This is a genomic window from Bdellovibrio bacteriovorus (assembly GCF_048286975.1).
In the GTDB taxonomy this organism is placed as follows: Bacteria; Bdellovibrionota; Bdellovibrionia; order Bdellovibrionales; family Bdellovibrionaceae; genus Bdellovibrio; species Bdellovibrio bacteriovorus_H.
Map to the genome: position 1 here is coordinate 68,319 of NZ_JBLVRT010000003.1, position 17,967 is coordinate 86,285.

General features: G+C 42.0%; 15 protein-coding genes. 4 read left to right on the forward strand and 11 right to left on the reverse strand.

All coding sequences use genetic code 11. The features are described from left to right. The first annotated feature begins 19 nt into the window (after positions 1 to 19). Positions 20 to 1,132, forward strand: a complete 1,113-nt coding sequence (locus ACNQKP_RS11125) for an N-acetyl sugar amidotransferase (protein ID WP_417864799.1) — start codon at positions 20 to 22, stop codon at positions 1,130 to 1,132. After that, positions 1,129 to 2,262, forward strand: coding sequence for a glycosyltransferase (locus ACNQKP_RS11130; RefSeq protein ID WP_417864800.1), 1,134 nt, complete (start codon positions 1,129 to 1,131; stop codon positions 2,260 to 2,262). The genes ACNQKP_RS11125 and ACNQKP_RS11130 overlap by 4 nt, the downstream gene beginning before the upstream one ends. Positions 2,263 to 2,786: 524 nt before the next feature. Here the strand turns inward: ACNQKP_RS11130 and ACNQKP_RS11135 are convergent. Continuing rightward, positions 2,787 to 3,035: a hypothetical protein gene (locus ACNQKP_RS11135; protein ID WP_417864801.1), complete on the reverse strand. Its 249-nt coding sequence runs from the start codon at positions 3,033 to 3,035 to the stop codon at positions 2,787 to 2,789. 860 nt (positions 3,036 to 3,895) lie between these two features. Between ACNQKP_RS11135 and ACNQKP_RS11140 the strand changes: the two genes are divergently transcribed. Next, the gene (locus ACNQKP_RS11140) at positions 3,896 to 5,074 is read left to right on the forward strand and encodes a glycosyltransferase family 4 protein (protein WP_417864802.1); all 1,179 of its coding nucleotides are present in this window, start codon (positions 3,896 to 3,898) and stop codon (positions 5,072 to 5,074) included. On the opposite strand, the gene ACNQKP_RS11145 is transcribed toward ACNQKP_RS11140, so the two are convergent. The 8 genes from ACNQKP_RS11145 to ACNQKP_RS11180 are packed head-to-tail and all read right to left on the reverse strand — an operon-like array spanning position 5,055 to position 13,747. After that, complete coding sequence (locus tag ACNQKP_RS11145; RefSeq protein ID WP_417864803.1) at positions 5,055 to 6,974, reverse strand: O-antigen polymerase; 1,920 nt, start codon at positions 6,972 to 6,974, stop codon at positions 5,055 to 5,057. The genes ACNQKP_RS11140 and ACNQKP_RS11145 overlap by 20 nt on opposite strands. Then, on the reverse strand, positions 6,971 to 8,353 hold the full coding sequence (locus ACNQKP_RS11150; protein WP_417864804.1) for a hypothetical protein: 1,383 nt from the start codon (positions 8,351 to 8,353) through the stop codon (positions 6,971 to 6,973). The genes ACNQKP_RS11145 and ACNQKP_RS11150 overlap by 4 nt, the downstream gene beginning before the upstream one ends. Then, positions 8,340 to 9,542 (reverse strand): lipopolysaccharide biosynthesis protein, encoded by a 1,203-nt coding sequence (locus ACNQKP_RS11155; protein ID WP_417864805.1) that lies wholly within the window; start codon positions 9,540 to 9,542, stop codon positions 8,340 to 8,342. The genes ACNQKP_RS11150 and ACNQKP_RS11155 overlap by 14 nt, the downstream gene beginning before the upstream one ends. Positions 9,543 to 9,551: 9 nt before the next feature. After that, positions 9,552 to 10,310, reverse strand: a complete 759-nt coding sequence (locus tag ACNQKP_RS11160; RefSeq protein WP_417864806.1) for an AglZ/HisF2 family acetamidino modification protein — start codon at positions 10,308 to 10,310, stop codon at positions 9,552 to 9,554. An 8-nt stretch (positions 10,311 to 10,318) separates the two neighbouring features. Continuing rightward, the gene (gene hisH / locus ACNQKP_RS11165; protein WP_417864807.1) at positions 10,319 to 10,933 is read right to left on the reverse strand and encodes an imidazole glycerol phosphate synthase subunit HisH; all 615 of its coding nucleotides are present in this window, start codon (positions 10,931 to 10,933) and stop codon (positions 10,319 to 10,321) included. Then, positions 10,930 to 11,523, reverse strand: a complete 594-nt coding sequence (locus ACNQKP_RS11170) for a DapH/DapD/GlmU-related protein (protein ID WP_417864808.1) — start codon at positions 11,521 to 11,523, stop codon at positions 10,930 to 10,932. The genes hisH and ACNQKP_RS11170 overlap by 4 nt, the downstream gene beginning before the upstream one ends. A 32-nt stretch (positions 11,524 to 11,555) precedes the next feature. Next, complete coding sequence (locus ACNQKP_RS11175; protein ID WP_417864809.1) at positions 11,556 to 12,443, reverse strand: Gfo/Idh/MocA family oxidoreductase; 888 nt, start codon at positions 12,441 to 12,443, stop codon at positions 11,556 to 11,558. A gap of 2 nt (positions 12,444 to 12,445) precedes the next feature. Then, positions 12,446 to 13,747: a nucleotide sugar dehydrogenase gene (locus tag ACNQKP_RS11180; protein ID WP_417864810.1), complete on the reverse strand. Its 1,302-nt coding sequence runs from the start codon at positions 13,745 to 13,747 to the stop codon at positions 12,446 to 12,448. Between the two features lie 369 nt (positions 13,748 to 14,116). Here ACNQKP_RS11180 and ACNQKP_RS11185 point away from each other — a divergent pair, with 369 nt between their 5' ends. Beyond that, a complete protein-coding gene (locus ACNQKP_RS11185; RefSeq protein WP_417864811.1) occupies positions 14,117 to 15,367 on the forward strand; it encodes an O-antigen ligase family protein in 1,251 nt (416 codons plus the stop codon). On the opposite strand, the gene ACNQKP_RS11190 is transcribed toward ACNQKP_RS11185, so the two are convergent. Both ACNQKP_RS11190 and ACNQKP_RS11195 read right to left on the reverse strand, forming a co-directional pair. Next, positions 15,368 to 17,038 carry an LTA synthase family protein gene (locus ACNQKP_RS11190; RefSeq protein WP_417864812.1) on the reverse strand — a complete coding sequence of 557 codons (1,671 nt, stop codon included), beginning with the start codon at positions 17,036 to 17,038 and terminating at the stop codon, positions 15,368 to 15,370. It lies immediately after the preceding gene. A 12-nt stretch (positions 17,039 to 17,050) separates the two neighbouring features. Then, a complete protein-coding gene (locus ACNQKP_RS11195) occupies positions 17,051 to 17,878 on the reverse strand; it encodes an N-acetylglucosaminyltransferase (protein ID WP_038448963.1) in 828 nt (275 codons plus the stop codon). Between the last annotated feature and the right edge of the window lie 89 nt (positions 17,879 to 17,967).

The following is a 17,967-nucleotide window of genomic DNA, read 5'->3' on the forward strand; positions in this document are numbered from 1 at the left end:
GCTAGTTTCAAATGCCAATATGAATAATACTTATCAGATTTGTACTCGCTGCATTATGGATACCTCCGACCCAGAAATCACTTTTGACGACGTCGGGGTTTGCAGCCATTGCTCAACTTTCGACACAGTCATTAAGCCTGCCTGGAGTAAAGACCCAGAAAAACTAAGTCAGCTCATGGCCAAAATAAAACTCGATGGTGAAGGCAAAACCTATGATTCAATTCTAGGCTTGAGTGGAGGAGTCGATAGCTCTTACGTCGCTATGCTTGCAAAACAATACGGCCTCCGCCCATTGGTAGTACACGTTGACGCAGGCTGGAACTCTGAGGTTGCAGTAAGAAATATCGAAAATATCGTAAAAAAACTCGGATTTGACTTATTCACTGAAGTCATCAATTGGGAAGAAATCAAAGACTTGCAACTATCTTATTTCAAGTCTGGTGTTGCAAACCTGGATGTCCCTCAAGACCATGCTTTTTTTGCTGCACTTTATGGGTACGCAATCAAGCACAATATCCAGTATGTGCTTAGCGGTAGCAACTTTGCAACAGAATCAGTGCTGCCAACGGCATGGGGCTATGACGCCATGGACTCAAAACAACTCAAGGCCATTCACAAAATTTTCGGAAAGAAAAAGCTTTCAACATATCCAACCATCAGTTTCTTCAAAATGTATGTTTACTTCCCATACATAAAGCGTTTCAAGATTATCAAACCTCTGAATTTTATCGAATACGATAAAAACAAAGCTATTCAAGAAATGACAGAGAAATTAGGATGGCAGTACTATGGCGGCAAGCACTACGAATCCAGATTTACACGCTTCTTCCAGGGATACCTCCTTCCAACGCGATTTGGATTTGACAAAAAACGCGCACATCTTTCAAGCCTCGTATTGGCCGGACAACTTTCACGCCAAGAAGCTCTAGAAAAAATGAATGAGCCCAACTTGCCGATAGAACTCGTAACCGAAGATACAGAATTTTTATGCAAAAAACTCAGTATCTCACCAGAAGAATTCAAACAGTATCTATCCATGCCTCTGAAAACATTCAGGGACTATCCATCAAATTATCAACTTCGTCAGACAATGTACAAAGTACGATCTTTGATACGTAAATTTATAAAATGAATGTCCACATTTACCCGTCAACAATCGAGAATGAGAGCCGCATTCTAAAAATCACAACCTCTTTAGCGAGTGCTGGGATCTTTGATAAAATCGAGATCCTGGGGCGCTGGCGCGATGGATTAGCAGAACGATCGCCGATCAACAATAAAATTGAAATTGTGCGCATTAAACCGATGAGATTTAAACTACTGGGCCGCTCAATAGAAAGAGTGATTGCAGTTTTGTCTTGGTACATTAAAACCATACTCTATCTATCCAGACATAAAGTAGAGTGTATCAACCCGCACAGTCTCCCCGTCCTGCCATTATCTGTTTTTATAAAAGCACTCAAAGGTTGCGAGCTAGTCTACGACACTCACGAGCTCGAGACTGAGACCATAAGCTGTAAAGGCACCAAAAAACTAATATACAAACTGACAGAAAAAATATTTATAAGATTTTGTGATGCAATTTCAGTAGTAAACACCTCAATCGCCAGCTGGTATTCAGAAACCTACAACATAGCACTCCCGTTTGTAGTAAAAAATGTACCACACAGACAAAGCTACACTGGGCAAAGAAACAATATCTTAAAAGATACATTTAACATCCCGCACTCGGAAATAGTCTTTTTGTACCAAGGACTACTTTCTGAAGGCCGGGGAATTCCGATGACCCTCGAGGCATTCAAAGATAAATCTGGAAAGCATATAATATTCATGGGCTATGGAGAACTTTCCGGCCTAATAAAGTCCTACGCTGAAAAGTATAGCAATATTCATTATAAAACAGCCGTTGCTCCAGAATTAATTCCCCAAATCACGCCTTCTGCGGACGTAGGTCTTTCACTCATTGAAAACAAATGTTTAAGCTACTATCTCTGCCTTCCGAACAAGGTTTATGAGTATCTAAACTCGGGAGTACCGGTCTTAGCAAGTGCCTTTCCGGAGATGATTTCGTTCATTGATGAAAATGCAGCAGGCTGGTCCATCAAACCCACACTTGAAGACCTTTCAAACAAAATCGACACCCTCACTCAGAACATTATCGATCAAAAAAGAAGTGAAATGCAGAATAAACAGCACAACTTTGGCTGGCATATTGAGGAGAAATCTCTTCTCGCCATCTATAGTAAGCTTGGGTATATCTAGCTTGGCGCCACTGTGAAAGAATTAATCAATAGGAACTCTTTTCTGGCAACAAAACTAAAAAACAAACAATCAATTGTATGTTTCTTTATTGTGGCGTCACTGTACTTTAGATGGATTCCAATCTACTCAGGACTCCTACTAATTGCAACATTAGTCACCGTGCTAGTTTTCTCCAAAGTTCGCTCCATAAATAATAACGACATCAAACTGATTTTTCTATTTGGACTGACCTCACTGCTACACCTGGTCTGTATCACTCGGGATTGGTATCGAGATGCCTTTCATCCTATATTTATTCTAGACATTTTAAATGTCACTACTATAGCTCTCTTCGCACTATTCATAAGAACGGTGAACTTAAATACCTTTTCATCAAAACTTCGTTCCTATCAGATTTCAGCTGGAGTATTACTAGCATCAATCCCCTCAGCAATAATTACTCTAAGTTTTGGATCAACAATATCTGAGGTCCACACTCTCACTCTAGCAAGCTCACTTTACGATTTCGTTAGAACAAATATTGATTACAATATCATGGCATTTCTACTGCTTCTTTCTTTAAACTCCTTGGCATTCTCCAAAGACTCCAAAATTCCAGCTGTTCTCTTTTCAACAATAATAGCATCGGGCATTTTAAACTCTTCTTCGAGACGCGCCTTCCTTGTCCTTTTATGCCTTTTACCATTAATTTGGATTTTAAGACCTTCCCTTAAGCTGCCTAACCTTAAAAAGGTTGCACTTGGCATTGGACTTGCTTTCTTAATTTCAATCACTGTCCTATTATTTGCATACCTTCAAGTATTCAAAAGCTATCTAATCAATAAAGCGATAGTCGAACCGATTGTACGCCCTCTTTCGTTTGTGTTGACCCCAGCAGAGTTCAATAAAATTCACTACAAATTAGTTCATAATATTCGAGACCACAGTAAGGTATCATCTGAGCACTCAGACTTTATTAATAGCCTTGGTGAGCTGGCCTTTCAGCCGAGAAAAAACAGACTAAAGGCGGCATATTCGATAGCAAGCAGTTTTTCAACTACGCAGAAGCTCTTTGGACACTCTTTTTACTTGAAAGAACTAGGCAGAATAAACAAATTATCCATAGACTACCCTCACAATTTCCTGATGACATCATACATTTCCACGGGAGCAGTCGGAGTAATCCTCTTGGTCTCCTGCATACTAATTGCACTGATCGGTCTTTTTCGTATTAAGACAGAATGGTCACTGGAAGTGTTTATTGCATTGTTAATTACCATCGCATTTACACTCACTTCCAGCTTCTCATATTGGAGCTTCTTGCCGGTATCAATCTACACAACTTTGGGTATATTTGCTTTCTGTAGCAGCAGACGTGAAACACCCCAAATTTCACAGATATAAATACACTTAAAATCCGACCAGCGTTAAATTTTTTCCATGAACATTAACACGCGCAAGCATCCCAAATTAATCATCTAAAACTCCTTATGGTTCTGTAACCTTCTCCTTCACACTTTGAACTTATGGCGTGTATTTCTACAAACACGTCAGCACACTACTATTAATACGAGAAACCGTCGTGCAATAGATAAGTATGAATATTTGGCGGTTATCATCTAAAAAACAGGCGTTAGAAAATGACTCATTTACAATGACTACTTACAGTGTGTGCCATTTAACTTCAGTTCACAATAGGTATGACACTCGAATATTCCTAAAGGAATGCACCTCCCTTGCACTATCTGGATATAGAGTATCACTGATCGTAGCTGACGGCATGAAAGACGAGATTAAATCTGGAGTCGTGATCTTCGATACAGGAAAAAATGCAGGCAGTCGCTTTAAAAGAATGATTTTCTCTCCGGCCCGAATTCTAAGAAAGGCAATTGAAGTAGATGCCGATATTTATCACTTGCATGATCCCGAGCTCATACCAATCGGACTAAAGTTAAAAAAATTGGGGAAAATTGTAATATTTGACTCCCACGAGGACGTTCCAAATCAAATATTAGAGAAAAGGTATATTCCTCGTCCAGCAAGAAAACTCATTTCAATAATCTATAAAACATACCAACAAAATGCAGTAAAGAGACTAGATGCTGTAGTTTCAGCAACTCCTTTCATTAACAGCAAATTTCAAAACATCTCCAACAAATGTATTGATGTTTTAAACTATCCAATTGCCGATGAATTTAAGGAAGTACGGCCGTCAATCCCTGAAACTTCCAAGCAAGTTTGTTACGTTGGCGCTATTACTGAGGCACGGGGAGTATTCCAAATAATCGAGGCGATGGAATTAGTAAAAGGAGAAGTGAAGCTTGCTTTATGTGGCAAATTTTCCGAGTCAAAAACTGAAAAACGAGCAAAATTAATGCGGGGCTGGAGAAAAACTACAGAACTTGGATACGCAGACCGTGAAACTATTAAAGATGTTTTTGCACAATCATTTGCTGGCCTGGTGATACTACATCCGACAAAGAGCTACATAGAATCCCTGCCAGTAAAAATGTTCGAGTATATGAGCGCTGGTATCCCCATAATTGCCTCAAACTTCGAAAACTGGGAAAAAATTGTAAATCACTATGAGTGTGGTATCTGCGTGGACCCAACATCCCCTGAGGAGATTGCAAATGCAATAGACTTTTTAGCAAACAACATCGATAAAGCGAAAGAAATGGGAAAAAATGGGAGATCTGCAATTCTCAATGACTTAAATTGGAAGATTGAAGAAAAAAAACTTCTCAGCTTGTATGAAGAGCTAGCTGTGCAGAATATGGATAAAAAAACTATTCCCTTCAAAACCCTCATCCCTACTTGGTGTCAACTTTAAAAATTCTACTGAAACAGTAAAGAACAGCAAACACCAACCCAATACCAATCAAGAAAAAATCTAATATCAATGTTAAGAACAAACTTTCTGCAAAAACTATATATCGAAAAATAAGCCAAGCACTAACGGAGACACAATCTCCGATAGACAAATATCTCCTAACAAAAGTTACCAATGAGCCAAAAAATAGTCCCATTAAAAAAGTAGAAAGAACAAAACCTGTCCATCCAAAATTTGCGTAGCCTTCTCCCCAAAAGGCCGTTACAGAGGTGCCACGAATCGATGAAAATAGCAGTTCCGGATGGATCACTCGCCAAAGATAGAATGGCAAATCAAATTTATTACCACCATACAAACCAAGAGGATCAAATAGACTTTTCCCACCTAAAAAAGCAGTTTCTGCTGGAAAGACCTCCATCAATTTGTAAGCAACTGTTAAGGATCCAAAAGAAAGTCGATCTGCCAAGGAAACGGGAATTGCAGCTAACAACAATGGGATAATACCTGCCAAAGACAGAACTAACATGGACCAGCAACGCGAACTAATCTTTCCACTTGAAAAGAATATAAATAACAGTCCATACCCATACCACAGCACGGGGGCCTTCTCTCCATTATAAACAATAAGGAAAACCTGAATGAAAAACACGAATACTAAAAGCAATAAACTGCCGATGGTCTTCCTGGTCAAAAGTCGCCAAATGATAGAATAAGAAAGCAACGAAGTTAGATGATAGAATAAAAGACGCTGGTAATGTGGCTTAAGAAAACCGAGGTCTGTTATTTCCTGCCTTACTTGTGCTAAGTAAGTAGCACAATGTGCACCATCACAATTAAAGTAGATTTTCAAAAATGAATACAAGCCGGAAATTGCCAGCAGGCACAAAGCACCAGCCAAAAAGACATATAATGCAACCACAATCTTTACTTGAAGTACCTCCTTGTTTTGCTTTGAAATCTTAACGAAAGAAAATATCTTTTGGCTAAATAGCCAACCAGCTAAAATAAGAAGCAACGAACCAATACTCAGGAATGCGAGAGTAATAATCTTTGACCTGTCTACAACCCCCTGAGCCAATCTATACTCACTCACACCAAAGTATAATCCCCAAACTCCAAAGAACGAAAAGGCAAGCCATGCTGAAACTACGACAGACAAAAACCACTCTTGTTTACGCACAAAATACCAAAGTACCAAAAGTGCAAAAACCGTAAGCATAGACATAAAAAACAAATCCGTTTTTCCAGCACTACTCATTACACCAGGGGGCTTCTGACAAATCTCTGAGGCCACTAAATCGCGCTCATTAAGTCTAAGTTTAGATGCGCCAAGCTCACCAACAGAAACAGAAGTGATTGTATTTACTCCTCCAGAAATAACCAGCGTAAACGACGAAACCATAGCGCCCAAGAACTCTTTACCTACATAGCCGACAAGATCTCCATTTTTTTCAGCCAATGGTATTGTCAAACTCGAGCAGTTTTCATTGCAAACGAGCACCTTCGCAAAGACCTGCGGCGCAAGAAACTCTCCTTTAACAGTTATCAATACATCCCGCAAAAGGTTATCGACATCCTTGTAAATCAACGGACGTCCGATCAATTCAATATCTTTAAGTCCTCCGATATAAATCCCGGAGACATTTTTCTGATTCAATTTCTTGAATCTCTGATAGTCCTCTGAATTAAGGCCCCAGCACTTGCGAATCTGCCAATACCCATCCAGATCTCTCGTTATCGAAACACTCTTACTCGGGATACTAAAATCACCATTGATAAGTAAATTCCCAACAACAAGCTCCTGAAGCTCTTCTTTACCCCATGGCCTGTCATTCAACTCAAAAGAAAGAGTATAAGCTGGAAAAAGCAGACAAAAAATTAATAGAACAACTTTGATCACCAATTCCCCATTCGAGAAATGAGGCGGACGAACAACTTCTGCCAAAGTGGTTGACTTGGGTTGTATGGAAAATCAGAAAGCGACTCATTAATTGCCGAGATCAGCCTTCTATGAAACACCCCACCACTCCTTAATTCTGACCTTACTGACAAAAGAAGTGAAAACATCTCTCTGCTATTCCCCAAAAGGAGTGAATCGACCCAAAGATCTTGTGCTTGAAACAACTTCCCAAATAGCGGATAGCTCTTATATAAATAAAGCGCATCCCTGCGATCAATTGCAAATTCATCATTTAGCTTCGCAAAATAGCTATCAAGTCGAAGATAGTCTTCACTATCAATAACATACCCGTCCTTTATCAGATCTTCCCTGGAAAAATCCGATCCGACCCCACTCGCACCTTTACCATAAAGAGTATTTCGTCCAATTTCATAGCAATGATCTAAATTCAACACACCTGCCGGTAATTTCTGCCAAAATCCGCGCTGCAAATAAAAAAAAGGTGATCCTGGTTCAGTGGATCTTAAGGTCCAACAATGCTCCCTATAAATTTCACCGACACTCTCTCTGAATTCACCTTCCTGTATTGGCTCGTGATGAAAACCGAACTTTTTAGAAATCTTCTTTGGAAGTTCTCTATCCCCTGGATTCATAAACAGAAAACTTTTTACAAATGTAAACGTTCTAAAGGCATATCTTTCGGACACCCTCAACAGTGCAGCCAAATCCAATCGGGAGTCCTGTCCAGACGTAAGAGCTGAATAAACAATCACTCCGGAGTTCAGAACCGCCCTTGCAGCAGTTTCAAATCGCGCAACGAGAGTGCCAACTATTACTTCCATATCGTCAGTAGTTGTAAACAAAGGCGAAAATCCTTGCCACGACACAGCGCCGCTGCTCGGATTTACTTTTTCACCAATCATCACCTGCTTCACGTCGCTTACACAAGTAGTCGGAGCCAAGTAGTTACTTTCTTTAAATACCATTTCCGGTCGAACAAGACCCTCTTCTACTTTGGCCAACAATGCGACGCTACTAGATACCCAAAACCTTCGACAATTTGTCCGATAAAACATTGAAAGAGATGTCGTTAAATCTGAATACAATTCGCCTTGAAAATACAAGATCCATCGCCCTGTCCATGTCCGCGTATCAACATCAACATCCCGAACCGAACGCACCAATTCTTTGGCGCCCATGCCCGTCTTAGAGCAATAAGCATTACCAATTAAAAGATACCTATCATCGTCACTTGTATATATTGGCAAATCACTATCATAGGAAATAAAACTTCCGCACGAAAGACGGCGAGTTTTAAAGAAGGAATCGTTCTTAAACTCTACAGGCCCAATAATAAATTGCCTTCTATGTGGTCTCATTTGCTTCCCCGATACATTTAAAACACAACAACAGCTCTATAAGATACTTTAAACAATTTGCCCCTACAAAGGCTGCAACGAAGGTTTCTAGATTTCTACTTGCGACGAAGTACACGCAGCAATAGAGTCCTGCTGTAATAGCCTGTAAAAACAAATCATATCTTTGACCATTGAATACATACAACGTAACCGAAAGAGAAGGGACTACAAAAGACAAAACAAAAATCGGAAGCATCCAAATAAAATACTTCCCAGCATAGCCCCACTTATCACCCAAAACAAAACCAATTCCAAATTTTGAGAAAAGGAAAATAATGACCGCGCATATTGCTGAAATTAGAAAAAGAACCGCACCCAATCGCCTTAAAAGTCGGGGCAAATCACTAACGGAGGAGGTAACAATTTTCCTCCTTAACATATCACCAATCGACGAAACCACCAAACCTTGCGGAGAAACAACCAGGCGTAAATATAAACCAAATGCAGCAGAGACTTCCAACCCAAAAAGTTCCGATGAAGCCAATAGCAAAAAGCCACTGTTAAAAGCTTCCAACACTCCTGCCGGCAGAAGGTATAGCGGAAAGTTTTTGTACTTCTTTAAGAGGAGTACAACTTCCTCCACTGACCACCCACCACGCTGCCTACCGCTAAGAATAATAAGCCCGAGTAAGTTCGTAAGAGTATAAAAAAACAACAGTCCCGTCTGCGTCCCAGACATCGCTGCATAGATAACCATTCCAATGCCGCCGACCAAAGGTGGAATTAACCTAGAGCGAAAAATCACACTTAAGCGATCTTCCCTTAGACACAAATAGTAATAGAAGAGATTAGAAGCTGAGAAAAACCCGGCAAGGGAGATTAGAATTAGATCAACAAACGAAACATCCTGTAGCTTACCAAAAACGCCCTTAAATATGAGTACTAATAAAAATCCAATTGCAGACAATAATCCAGTGAACACAAAATTGCCGGTAGCTATCTTCCGAGCCTCATCCAAGCTTCCAGAAAAAACGACATGATGATACTTTGCGCTAGCAAAAACCACCATATAACCAACAAGAGTGATGCAAATGGCATATGCACCATAAGTTTCAACAGAGACCAGTCGAGCTACAAAGAGAAGCACACAGAGGTTAATCACCTGACCAAGTACAGAGCTCGACGCAAGTGAAAAAACATCTTTAAACATCTCGATACCTCATCGATGAAAACCTACTGAAGCGCACTCCTCATCACTCGGGTAGCTAACTAAAACCGCACGTAATGGTCCTTGAAACACAAAAAGACTTCCCGCCGCGACAGCAGAAGCCCCTTCTTGGATCGCAGCATGAAGATCTTGTACAGAACCGGCTCCGCCAGAAGCCACTACTGGAACTGATACCTTCGAAGAAATGGACTTAATCAAGTCCAAATCAAAACCTTTCATAACTCCATCTCGATCTACGTTGTTTAGTATGATCTCTCCGGCACCAAGACTTTCCAGCTCCATTGACCATCTTAAAGGATCCGAAGAGCTTTTTCCCGTAACATGATTGAAAACTTCATACTTCCCAAAGAAGCTTTTCCTAACATCAACCATCACGGCAATGGTTGAACTACCAAAAACCTTGGCAGCCTCTTTAACAAAAAGCGGGTTTGAAAGTGCAGAGGAATTCAAACAAACCTTTTCGAACCCCATATTAAGGATCTTCTTGATCTGTGAAATTTCTCTTATTCCACCACCATAACCTAGAGGCATAAAGGCCTCCCCAGCAAGGTCCTTCAATAGATCATACTGAGGCTCTTGCCCTTCCTTACTGACCGAAATATCAAGAATCAATACTTCATCAACTTCTTTTTCATTAAATATCTTAAGTATATTTATTGGATCACCAAGATAACGAAGATCCTTGAACTTTTGACTTTTATAAAAGCCATGGCCCTTTAATAGCAGCGTTGGAATAATTCGTGTACGCATATGCCCTCTTACATCTCAGCGAACCGCTTCAACAATTCCATTCCGAATCTATGACTCTTCTCAGGATGAAACTGAGCCCCAATGATATTATCGACCGAAAACATAGAATCAAAATCGATACCGTAATTAGTTTTTCCTAAGACATCTTTTTGATCATTGCACTTAACATAGTACGAGTGAACAAAGTAAAAACGAGTCTTTGGATCAAAACCAGAAACAATTGGGTGTTCTTTTTTTGGACTTATATAGTTCCAACCAATGTGTGGGACTTTGTGCAAATTATCTTCAAGAGGAAACTGGAATTTTTTTACTTCAGCATCGACCCAAGCAAGGCCTGATCCAGCCCCTTCTTCCGAACTTTTACACATTATCTGCATGCCTAGGCATATCCCCAGAACTGGAACTCGCTCTTCCAGTGCCTTCAGATTAAGCAACTGAATCAAATTCATTTCTTTCAGCTTTTCCATACCAGTGGAAAAAGCGCCAACCCCAGGAAGAATAATTTTGGATGCCTGTTGAATTTCGCTCAACTCGCTTGTAATCAAGGATGCAACACCAACACGTTTAAGCATATTGCGTATTGAGCCAAGATTACCCATACCATAATCAACTATAGTAATCATACCCCGCTTGCCTCAACGGATACAAAATCGCCGGAAAGAACATAAATTGTACCCGTATTCGGGCATTGCCATCGCCCATATCCAGACAAAGGAAAAGGGATTCTCTCCCCAAACTGACTCATCCAACCAATCTGCCTTCCTGGCACCCCAGCAACTAGAGCATAGGGCTTTGTATCTTTATTTACTACAGCGCCAGCAGCGATAAATGAATATTCACCTAGGGTAATGCCACAAACTATAGTCGCATTTGCTCCGATAGATACGCCCTTTTTAACAAAAGTATCTTTATACTCGCTTTTTCTTACAACTCCAGAACGAGGATTGATCACATTGGTAAAGACCATGCTAGGTCCACAGAAGACATTGTCTTCAATGAAGACATTATCGTAAATAGAAACGTTGTTCTGAACTTTAACGTTACTTCCAAGAACGACTTTATTTCCTACATAGACATTCTGCCCCAAGGAACAATTTTCACCAAGTCTTGCGCCCCCTGAAACATGGGTCCAATGCCAAACTTTGGTGCCAGCTCCAATTTGAGCTCCACTATCTACAATTGCCGTCTGATGAACAAATACATTTGAATCCACACTATCCTCAAAACCCTATTATTAACTCAGGCCTATAGGCTCCGAATTTTTTCTACTATGCGAACTGCAGCTCTGGCGTCCTGCAATCCATAGCCTCGTCCGGCAAAAATATCAGTATACACACGTTTGTGAAGTTCAGTAAAACCTTCAGAAAACTCAAACTCTTCCCCATCAATTTTAATAGATCGAAAAGTTGTCTTCCCAGATTCAACCGCCTGCTTTGGCAAGCGAGACTTATCTATGGTCAACTCCCAATGAACGTCAGCTTTAGCTAATTTTACAAAACCTTTTTCCACAACAGGTGACTTTTCTGTCATGGCTACTTCAACTGAATCACCAAATATCCAGGTCAGCATATCAAAAAAGTGAACTCCGATATTCGATGATAGCCCCCCCGACTTACGGACATCACCTTTCCATGATTCATGATACCACTGTCCACGAGAAGTCATATACGTCAGATCAACTTTGTGGGCAGTCTTTCCTGAAGCCTCAACCTTGTTTTTTAGGCTCAAGATTGCGTCATGAACTCTCAATTGCAGTACCGTGAAGACTTTTTTACCATACTTACGCTCGTACACTGCAAGTTCATCAATATGCTTCTCAAACAAAACCAGTGGCTTTTCGCAAATTGCATTAGCCCCGTGACTTAGAGCAAACTTGATATGTGGAGCGTGCATGTGATTAGGAGTGCAGATGGAAACATACTCCACCTGTTCCGATGTCCCTTTCAACGAGTCAACAAAAGCTTCGAACCGTTCGAAGTCAGTAAAGAACTGACAATCAGGGAAGTACCTGTCCATAATCCCGACAGAGTCATTCTGGTCATATGCAGCGACCAATTTGTGACCAAGATCTTTAATTGCTTCCAAATGCCTTGGGGCGATATACCCGCCAACACCAATAATAGCAAAATTCATAATTATGCCTTAATCAAATTGTGAGAAGCCTTGCGATACTTGCCACGGGTATCCACAACAAGTTTGGCGTGCTTTAAAATCATATTGTAATCAAACTTATCATGATCCGTCGCCAAAACGACACAGTCATAACTCGCAACACTCTCAGGAGTAATTTCAACTGAAGACAAGTCAAATTTATGCTCACGCATTTTGGGGAACACCGGAACATGGGGATCTGTATAATCTACGATCGCACCATCATCGCGTAATTTTTCCATCAGGAAGACAGATGGTGATTCACGCATATCATCAATATTCTTCTTATAAGAAATTCCCAGGACCAAGACTTTAGATCCTTTTACCGACTTATTCTTATCATTCAATGCCATCGCAATCTTACTAACTACGTAGTTCGGCATCGCATTGTTAATTTCGCCAGCCAATTCAATAAAGCGCGTGTGCAACCCATACTCCCGAGCCTTCCAAGTCAAATAGAAGGGATCAATAGGAATACAGTGCCCACCAATTCCAGGCCCAGGACGATACGCCACAAATCCAAATGGTTTCGTTGCTGCCGCATCAATAACCTCATGAATATCAATGCCCATTTTATCTGCAACTATCTTCATTTCATTCACTAGGCCAATATTAACGGCGCGATGGATGTTTTCCAGCAACTTAGTCATTTCAGCAGCTTTTGTTGAACTAACTGGGACTACCTTGTCGATCACGCCACCATAGAGCTCAATTCCAACCTCAAGACAGGATGGACTATAACCACCAACCACTTTCGGAATAGTTCGAGTGGTAAAGTTTGGATTACCCGGATCTTCCCGCTCTGGTGAAAAGACTAAATAAACATCTTCTCCGACCTTGAAACCACGAGACTCAATTCGCGGCTTCAATTCTTCATCTGTAGTCCCAGGATAAGTTGTACTTTCCAAAGAAACAACCTGCCCCTTTCTCAAGTAAGGAACTATGCTGTCCATAGTATTCAAGACAAAACTAAGATCCGGCTCCCGATATTTATTCAAAGGAGTCGGTACGCATAGAATAATTGCATCTACTTTTGCAATCTGCTTAAAGTCGGTCGTCGCAGTAAAGCTTTTTGAAACTGCCTCTTTCACCGATGAGCTTGGAATATGCTCTATGTAACTCTGACCTTCGGAAATTCTACTGACCTTAAAGTCATCAATATCAAATCCAACAACAGAGTAACCCTCTTCAGAGAACCGCAATGCCAGTGGAAGCCCAACATAACCTAACCCGACAATGCCAATTACAGCTTTTTTTGATTTCAAATCAGACGATAAAGAACCCATACACCCTCTTCAATTCTTAGAAAGGGCATACTAAACCCGAGAGTTTCTATAAGTAAATAAAATCCACACTTTAGCCCTCTTTGATGCAACACCTCAAAGACTCAATTTATAGACCTGAGAGATCCCCAATGCTGCGCGCAAAACGCTAACAAATCAGCTCTCACGACTGAACAAAACATACCCTAACTTATTCTGCTCAAGCTTTCAGCGAGATACAAAGCTGCGCAGATTTAGCACTCCTAAAGTTAGTAACTCATTTCAAGAAACTCGAAATACGAGCATGATGGTTGGTATGCCGCATCGCCAGCGCAAAGATTGGCCAACGAATTACCAAGTGACACTGATTTATTATAACTCTACACTCAATCAATGTCCGCAACTAGATCATCTTTAGTTTTTGCCCTCCTCGCATGTTTTGTGCCGCTTTCTTTAGCACTTAATCTGTTTAATTTTTTCTGGATGGACGGCGTTTTTGCAATTGCGACTATTGTTGCATTCTGTTTCTCAGGAAAGTCCTGGAACGGCATTCGCACTACCTTCGGCTTTACCAATAAATTTCTCCTAACATGCCTTGCTGCTTACCTTGGCTCTGGCATCATGGGATACTTTTTGAACAGCCCGATGCAAATGCATGAATGGAGCAAGATCGCCAGCCTGCGCTGGATTTGGGGCTTTTTCGCCTGCCATGCTGTTGGTCATTTACTTGCAGCAAACTCTAAGAAGTTCAATTGGTCATTCACTGCCCTTATTGGGATTTTGGGCTGGATCATCTATCGCCAGTATAATTTGACCGCTGGTGACTTCATCACTCCCGACCACAGACTCCAAGGGTTTTACAGCAACCCCAATTATTTTGCACTGGCTCTAGTGCTAGTTTGGGCTATGGTCCTATCCTTTGTCCTTTACTCCAAAGACTGTCCGTCAAGAACCTCTGCGACACTTGCATTAATACTAGCGACCATTGCGCTTATTGCAACCTATACTAGAACTTCCTGGATCGGCATGATCTGCACTTTAGTGGTCGCCCTATTCTATACTAGGAACAAAAAGGCTATCGCCATTTCTGGGCTTACGTTTGCCGCATTCGCAGCAGCCGTTGTATTGAACGTCTTTGAGCTGAAAGACAGAATACTTTATACTTTCGACTTTTCTGGTATTAACTCCCAAATCGCCCGTCTGACAATTTGGAAAGTCTCCTGGCAGGTATTCCTGGATCACCCTTTGTTTGGCGTAGGGTTTGAAAATGCCGCCAAACTGTTCCCTTCTTATTACGTTAAGATGGGTCACGCAAATGAGTACGTTGTTGGCCATGCTCACAATCAGTTTTTGGACATTCTGGCTGGCGCAGGAATCTTTGGACTGGCTGGATACCTTGGTGCGTTCGGCGGAGGCGCAGTATTCTACTATCGTAAACTGAAAAGCTCTGCTGAACTCCACAAAAAGCAACTGGCACTTGGCTCTATTCTTTGTATTGTTGCCCTTTTCGCCTGCTCTTGGACAGAAACACCGTTTGTCCAACACGAAGTCCGTAACTTCATCCTAATCCTCCTCGGCTTCTCCTACGGCTACCTTGACGGAGTACCGAAGCAACATACCAAGCCCCAGAACGAACCGGCTTAATTAATCAAACAACCGGTCCCCGTAAATCTCCTCAGTAAAGTATTTCTTTAAAAACTCCGGATCGACCAGGTCTTCCGGAGATTTGCGACAGGTATCCACCAGATAGTTATAATAAGCATTCTGAATCCCAATCCGCTCTGACAAGATCCCCGGCAGGCAGAAGATCGGACGTTGCTCGCTCTCTTTGGCAATCGCCTCTGCCACACCAGCATCCTTCAACCCATACCCCTTCACGTACATCGGCACTTTGCCGTACACGATCTGCTGGGACCGATTCAGGGTCGAAAACTGGAAGGATTCGTTCCGTGAACCACGGGCACTGAAATAGTCATCATCGAACTCATGGCGTTTATAAAAGGAAATGGTCATCGCAGGCTTGTGATCCCCAAAGATCACAAAGATCACCGGGCGATTGTTTTGCTGGGCAAGCTTGACCGCCGCATTCTTAAAATCCAGGAACTGTTGTACTGTTTTTCCGAGCTTTTCCTTATATACAGCTTCGCCGCCGTCCCCGTCAGTATCTGCATACGGCCCATGGGTGTATACCGAGATCAGGAAGGCAAAGGTCTTCTTCCCGGCCTTCAGGCTGTCAGCGTACTTGGTCAAAGCCAAGTCAAACAGGACTTTGTCTTCCGGGTACTTGCTGCCATCAGACCAGCTCATGGAATCGGCAAAGAACGATCTTTCAAAACCAAACTTCGGATGAACGATGTCGCGCTTCCAGAAAAACCCGTCATTGGCGTGCGCCGACCAGGTGTCATAGCCATTTTCTGCAAAAATTCGGGGCACGGCTTCGGCCTTGGCCGAATACCTTTCCGCAAAATACTGGAAATCAATCCCTTTGTACCGTCGACTTGGAAGTCCAGTAAGAACCTCAAATTCTGCCTCGGCCGTCATCCCCCCGTAAACCGGAGAAATCACCGTCGCATGGGCAAAGCCGTCTTTTTCCAGATCCGCAATCGGAGTCACAAAGCTCTCATTGCTGCTGGTATAGCAGGACTCACACAATACCAAAAAGACATCCGGCTCGTATTTGGCTTTTTTTCGATCAATCACCGCATTTAGATCCTCGTAAGGAAGCTTTCCCTTGGCCGGAATCTGCCCCGTCGGCAGCGTCAGGAAAATATGATTTAGAATGCCGTTTTCCTTCACATTGGTGGTAAAGTTCCAGTCCACATAGGTTACTCGTGCCAGCTTAAACAATGAGCTGACCGGGTTGGCCTGGGATTCCGTGGGATGGCGTTCCTGCACAATGGACATCGCCACCATGAAAAAGACCGGCAAAAACAGTAATTGCTTTTTCTTGAAGGAAATCCCCTTCCAAACACAGAGCAAAAGCCCGATCACAATCGCCGGAATCACATAATCAGTATAACTTTTCAGGAAAAAAGCCTGTTTCCAGGCAAAGATATCCGAGGCCTCAAAGGGAGAGTTCGTCAATGCCATCTTCATCAGATGAATCCGAACCCCCAAGCACTCGATCAGGAAAATGAAAAAAGCCGCAGGATACGGGCGCAGGAATACCAGCACAGAAAAATACAACAGCCACGGCATCAACAGCTTTACAATCAGAAGATATTTGAATGCATAAAGCTGCAAAAGTGCGCTCAGCACACTCAAGCTCAGCAATCCCCATAAAACCTGTTTATTCTGTGGCAATCTGAAGCGCATCGCGAAAAAGCCCTATGACAAAAGCAGCTTGGAGTACTTGGACTGATTTTCCTGCACGTACTTCGGCAGGCGCTCCACCCCGACCGGCTTAAACTTCATCGGGCGATTGAAGATGTCCTTCCCGGATCGCACCTGGGTTTCCACCCATTGGGGGTTGAACATATCTTCGGTCATGTATTCTGTATGACTGTAGGCGCGCATTTTTTTAAGGATCATTTCAGTCCCACCCATGAACGAGAAATGCCATCCCCCGTCCATCACCATGGTGTGTTCGCTGTCTTTTTTACTGCGATAGGTGCGCATGTTGTTACAGCCGTATTTCTTGAAATAGGAATAGTTGGCCATCACTGTTCCATGCCAAGGGATATAGTCCTTGTACATTTCGTTGGGCTCGGTGTGCTCATACGCCAAGTTGTTCAGGTAATAGTAGTAAAGCTCCTGATAAAAGGTCTTAATCCCCGGTTTGTGCAGGTATTCGGTGACCTTTTCCGGCGTGGGGATTTCATCCACGTCAGAGAAGATGATCACATCCTCAGGAGCACAATTCACCAAAGCTTTCGCAAGGGCGTTACGTTGATAGTCTTCACGATCCCAGTTGCTGAAAGGTCTTAGCTTCTTCCAATTCACTTTCGGGAAGTCTTCGACCACCACATGAATGATCTTGGATTCAAACTGGGCGTAGCGTTGCTTGTTTTCGATATAAAAAAGTGGCTTGTCGGTCCCACGGAAGGTCTTCTTGGATTCGATAATAACAAATTTATCGACGACCTTATCCAGTACGTTCAGGCGAATATCCAACAGATCCAACTCATCATAAAACACAAAGCAATCGTATACCATGGGCCCAAAATACCGAATATGCTGGCAAAAATGTACCAGTAAGTCTTCAAAGGGTTTGCGTCAATTCATAAGACACAGCCTGTCGAAAT

Bases quoted from the DNA above. Each gene is read 5' to 3' on its own strand.
- ACNQKP_RS11140 (WP_417864802.1), top strand. From the start codon at position 3,896: ATGACTACTTACAGTGTGTGCCATTTAACTTCAGTTCACAATAGGTAT.
- ACNQKP_RS11130 (WP_417864800.1), top strand. From the start codon at position 1,129: ATGAATGTCCACATTTACCCGTCAACAATCGAGAATGAGAGCCGCATT.
- ACNQKP_RS11175 (WP_417864809.1), bottom strand. From the start codon at position 12,443: ATGAATTTTGCTATTATTGGTGTTGGCGGGTATATCGCCCCAAGGCAT.
- ACNQKP_RS11155 (WP_417864805.1), bottom strand. From the start codon at position 9,542: ATGTTTAAAGATGTTTTTTCACTTGCGTCGAGCTCTGTACTTGGTCAG.
- ACNQKP_RS11195 (WP_038448963.1), bottom strand. From the start codon at position 17,878: ATGGTATACGATTGCTTTGTGTTTTATGATGAGTTGGATCTGTTGGAT.
- ACNQKP_RS11180 (WP_417864810.1), bottom strand. From the start codon at position 13,747: ATGGGTTCTTTATCGTCTGATTTGAAATCAAAAAAAGCTGTAATTGGC.
- ACNQKP_RS11150 (WP_417864804.1), bottom strand. From the start codon at position 8,353: ATGAGACCACATAGAAGGCAATTTATTATTGGGCCTGTAGAGTTTAAG.
- hisH (WP_417864807.1), bottom strand. From the start codon at position 10,933: ATGATTACTATAGTTGATTATGGTATGGGTAATCTTGGCTCAATACGC.
- ACNQKP_RS11125 (WP_417864799.1), top strand. From the start codon at position 20: ATGAATAATACTTATCAGATTTGTACTCGCTGCATTATGGATACCTCC.
- ACNQKP_RS11185 (WP_417864811.1), top strand. From the start codon at position 14,117: ATGTCCGCAACTAGATCATCTTTAGTTTTTGCCCTCCTCGCATGTTTT.
- ACNQKP_RS11190 (WP_417864812.1), bottom strand. From the start codon at position 17,038: ATGCGCTTCAGATTGCCACAGAATAAACAGGTTTTATGGGGATTGCTG.
- ACNQKP_RS11160 (WP_417864806.1), bottom strand. From the start codon at position 10,310: ATGCGTACACGAATTATTCCAACGCTGCTATTAAAGGGCCATGGCTTT.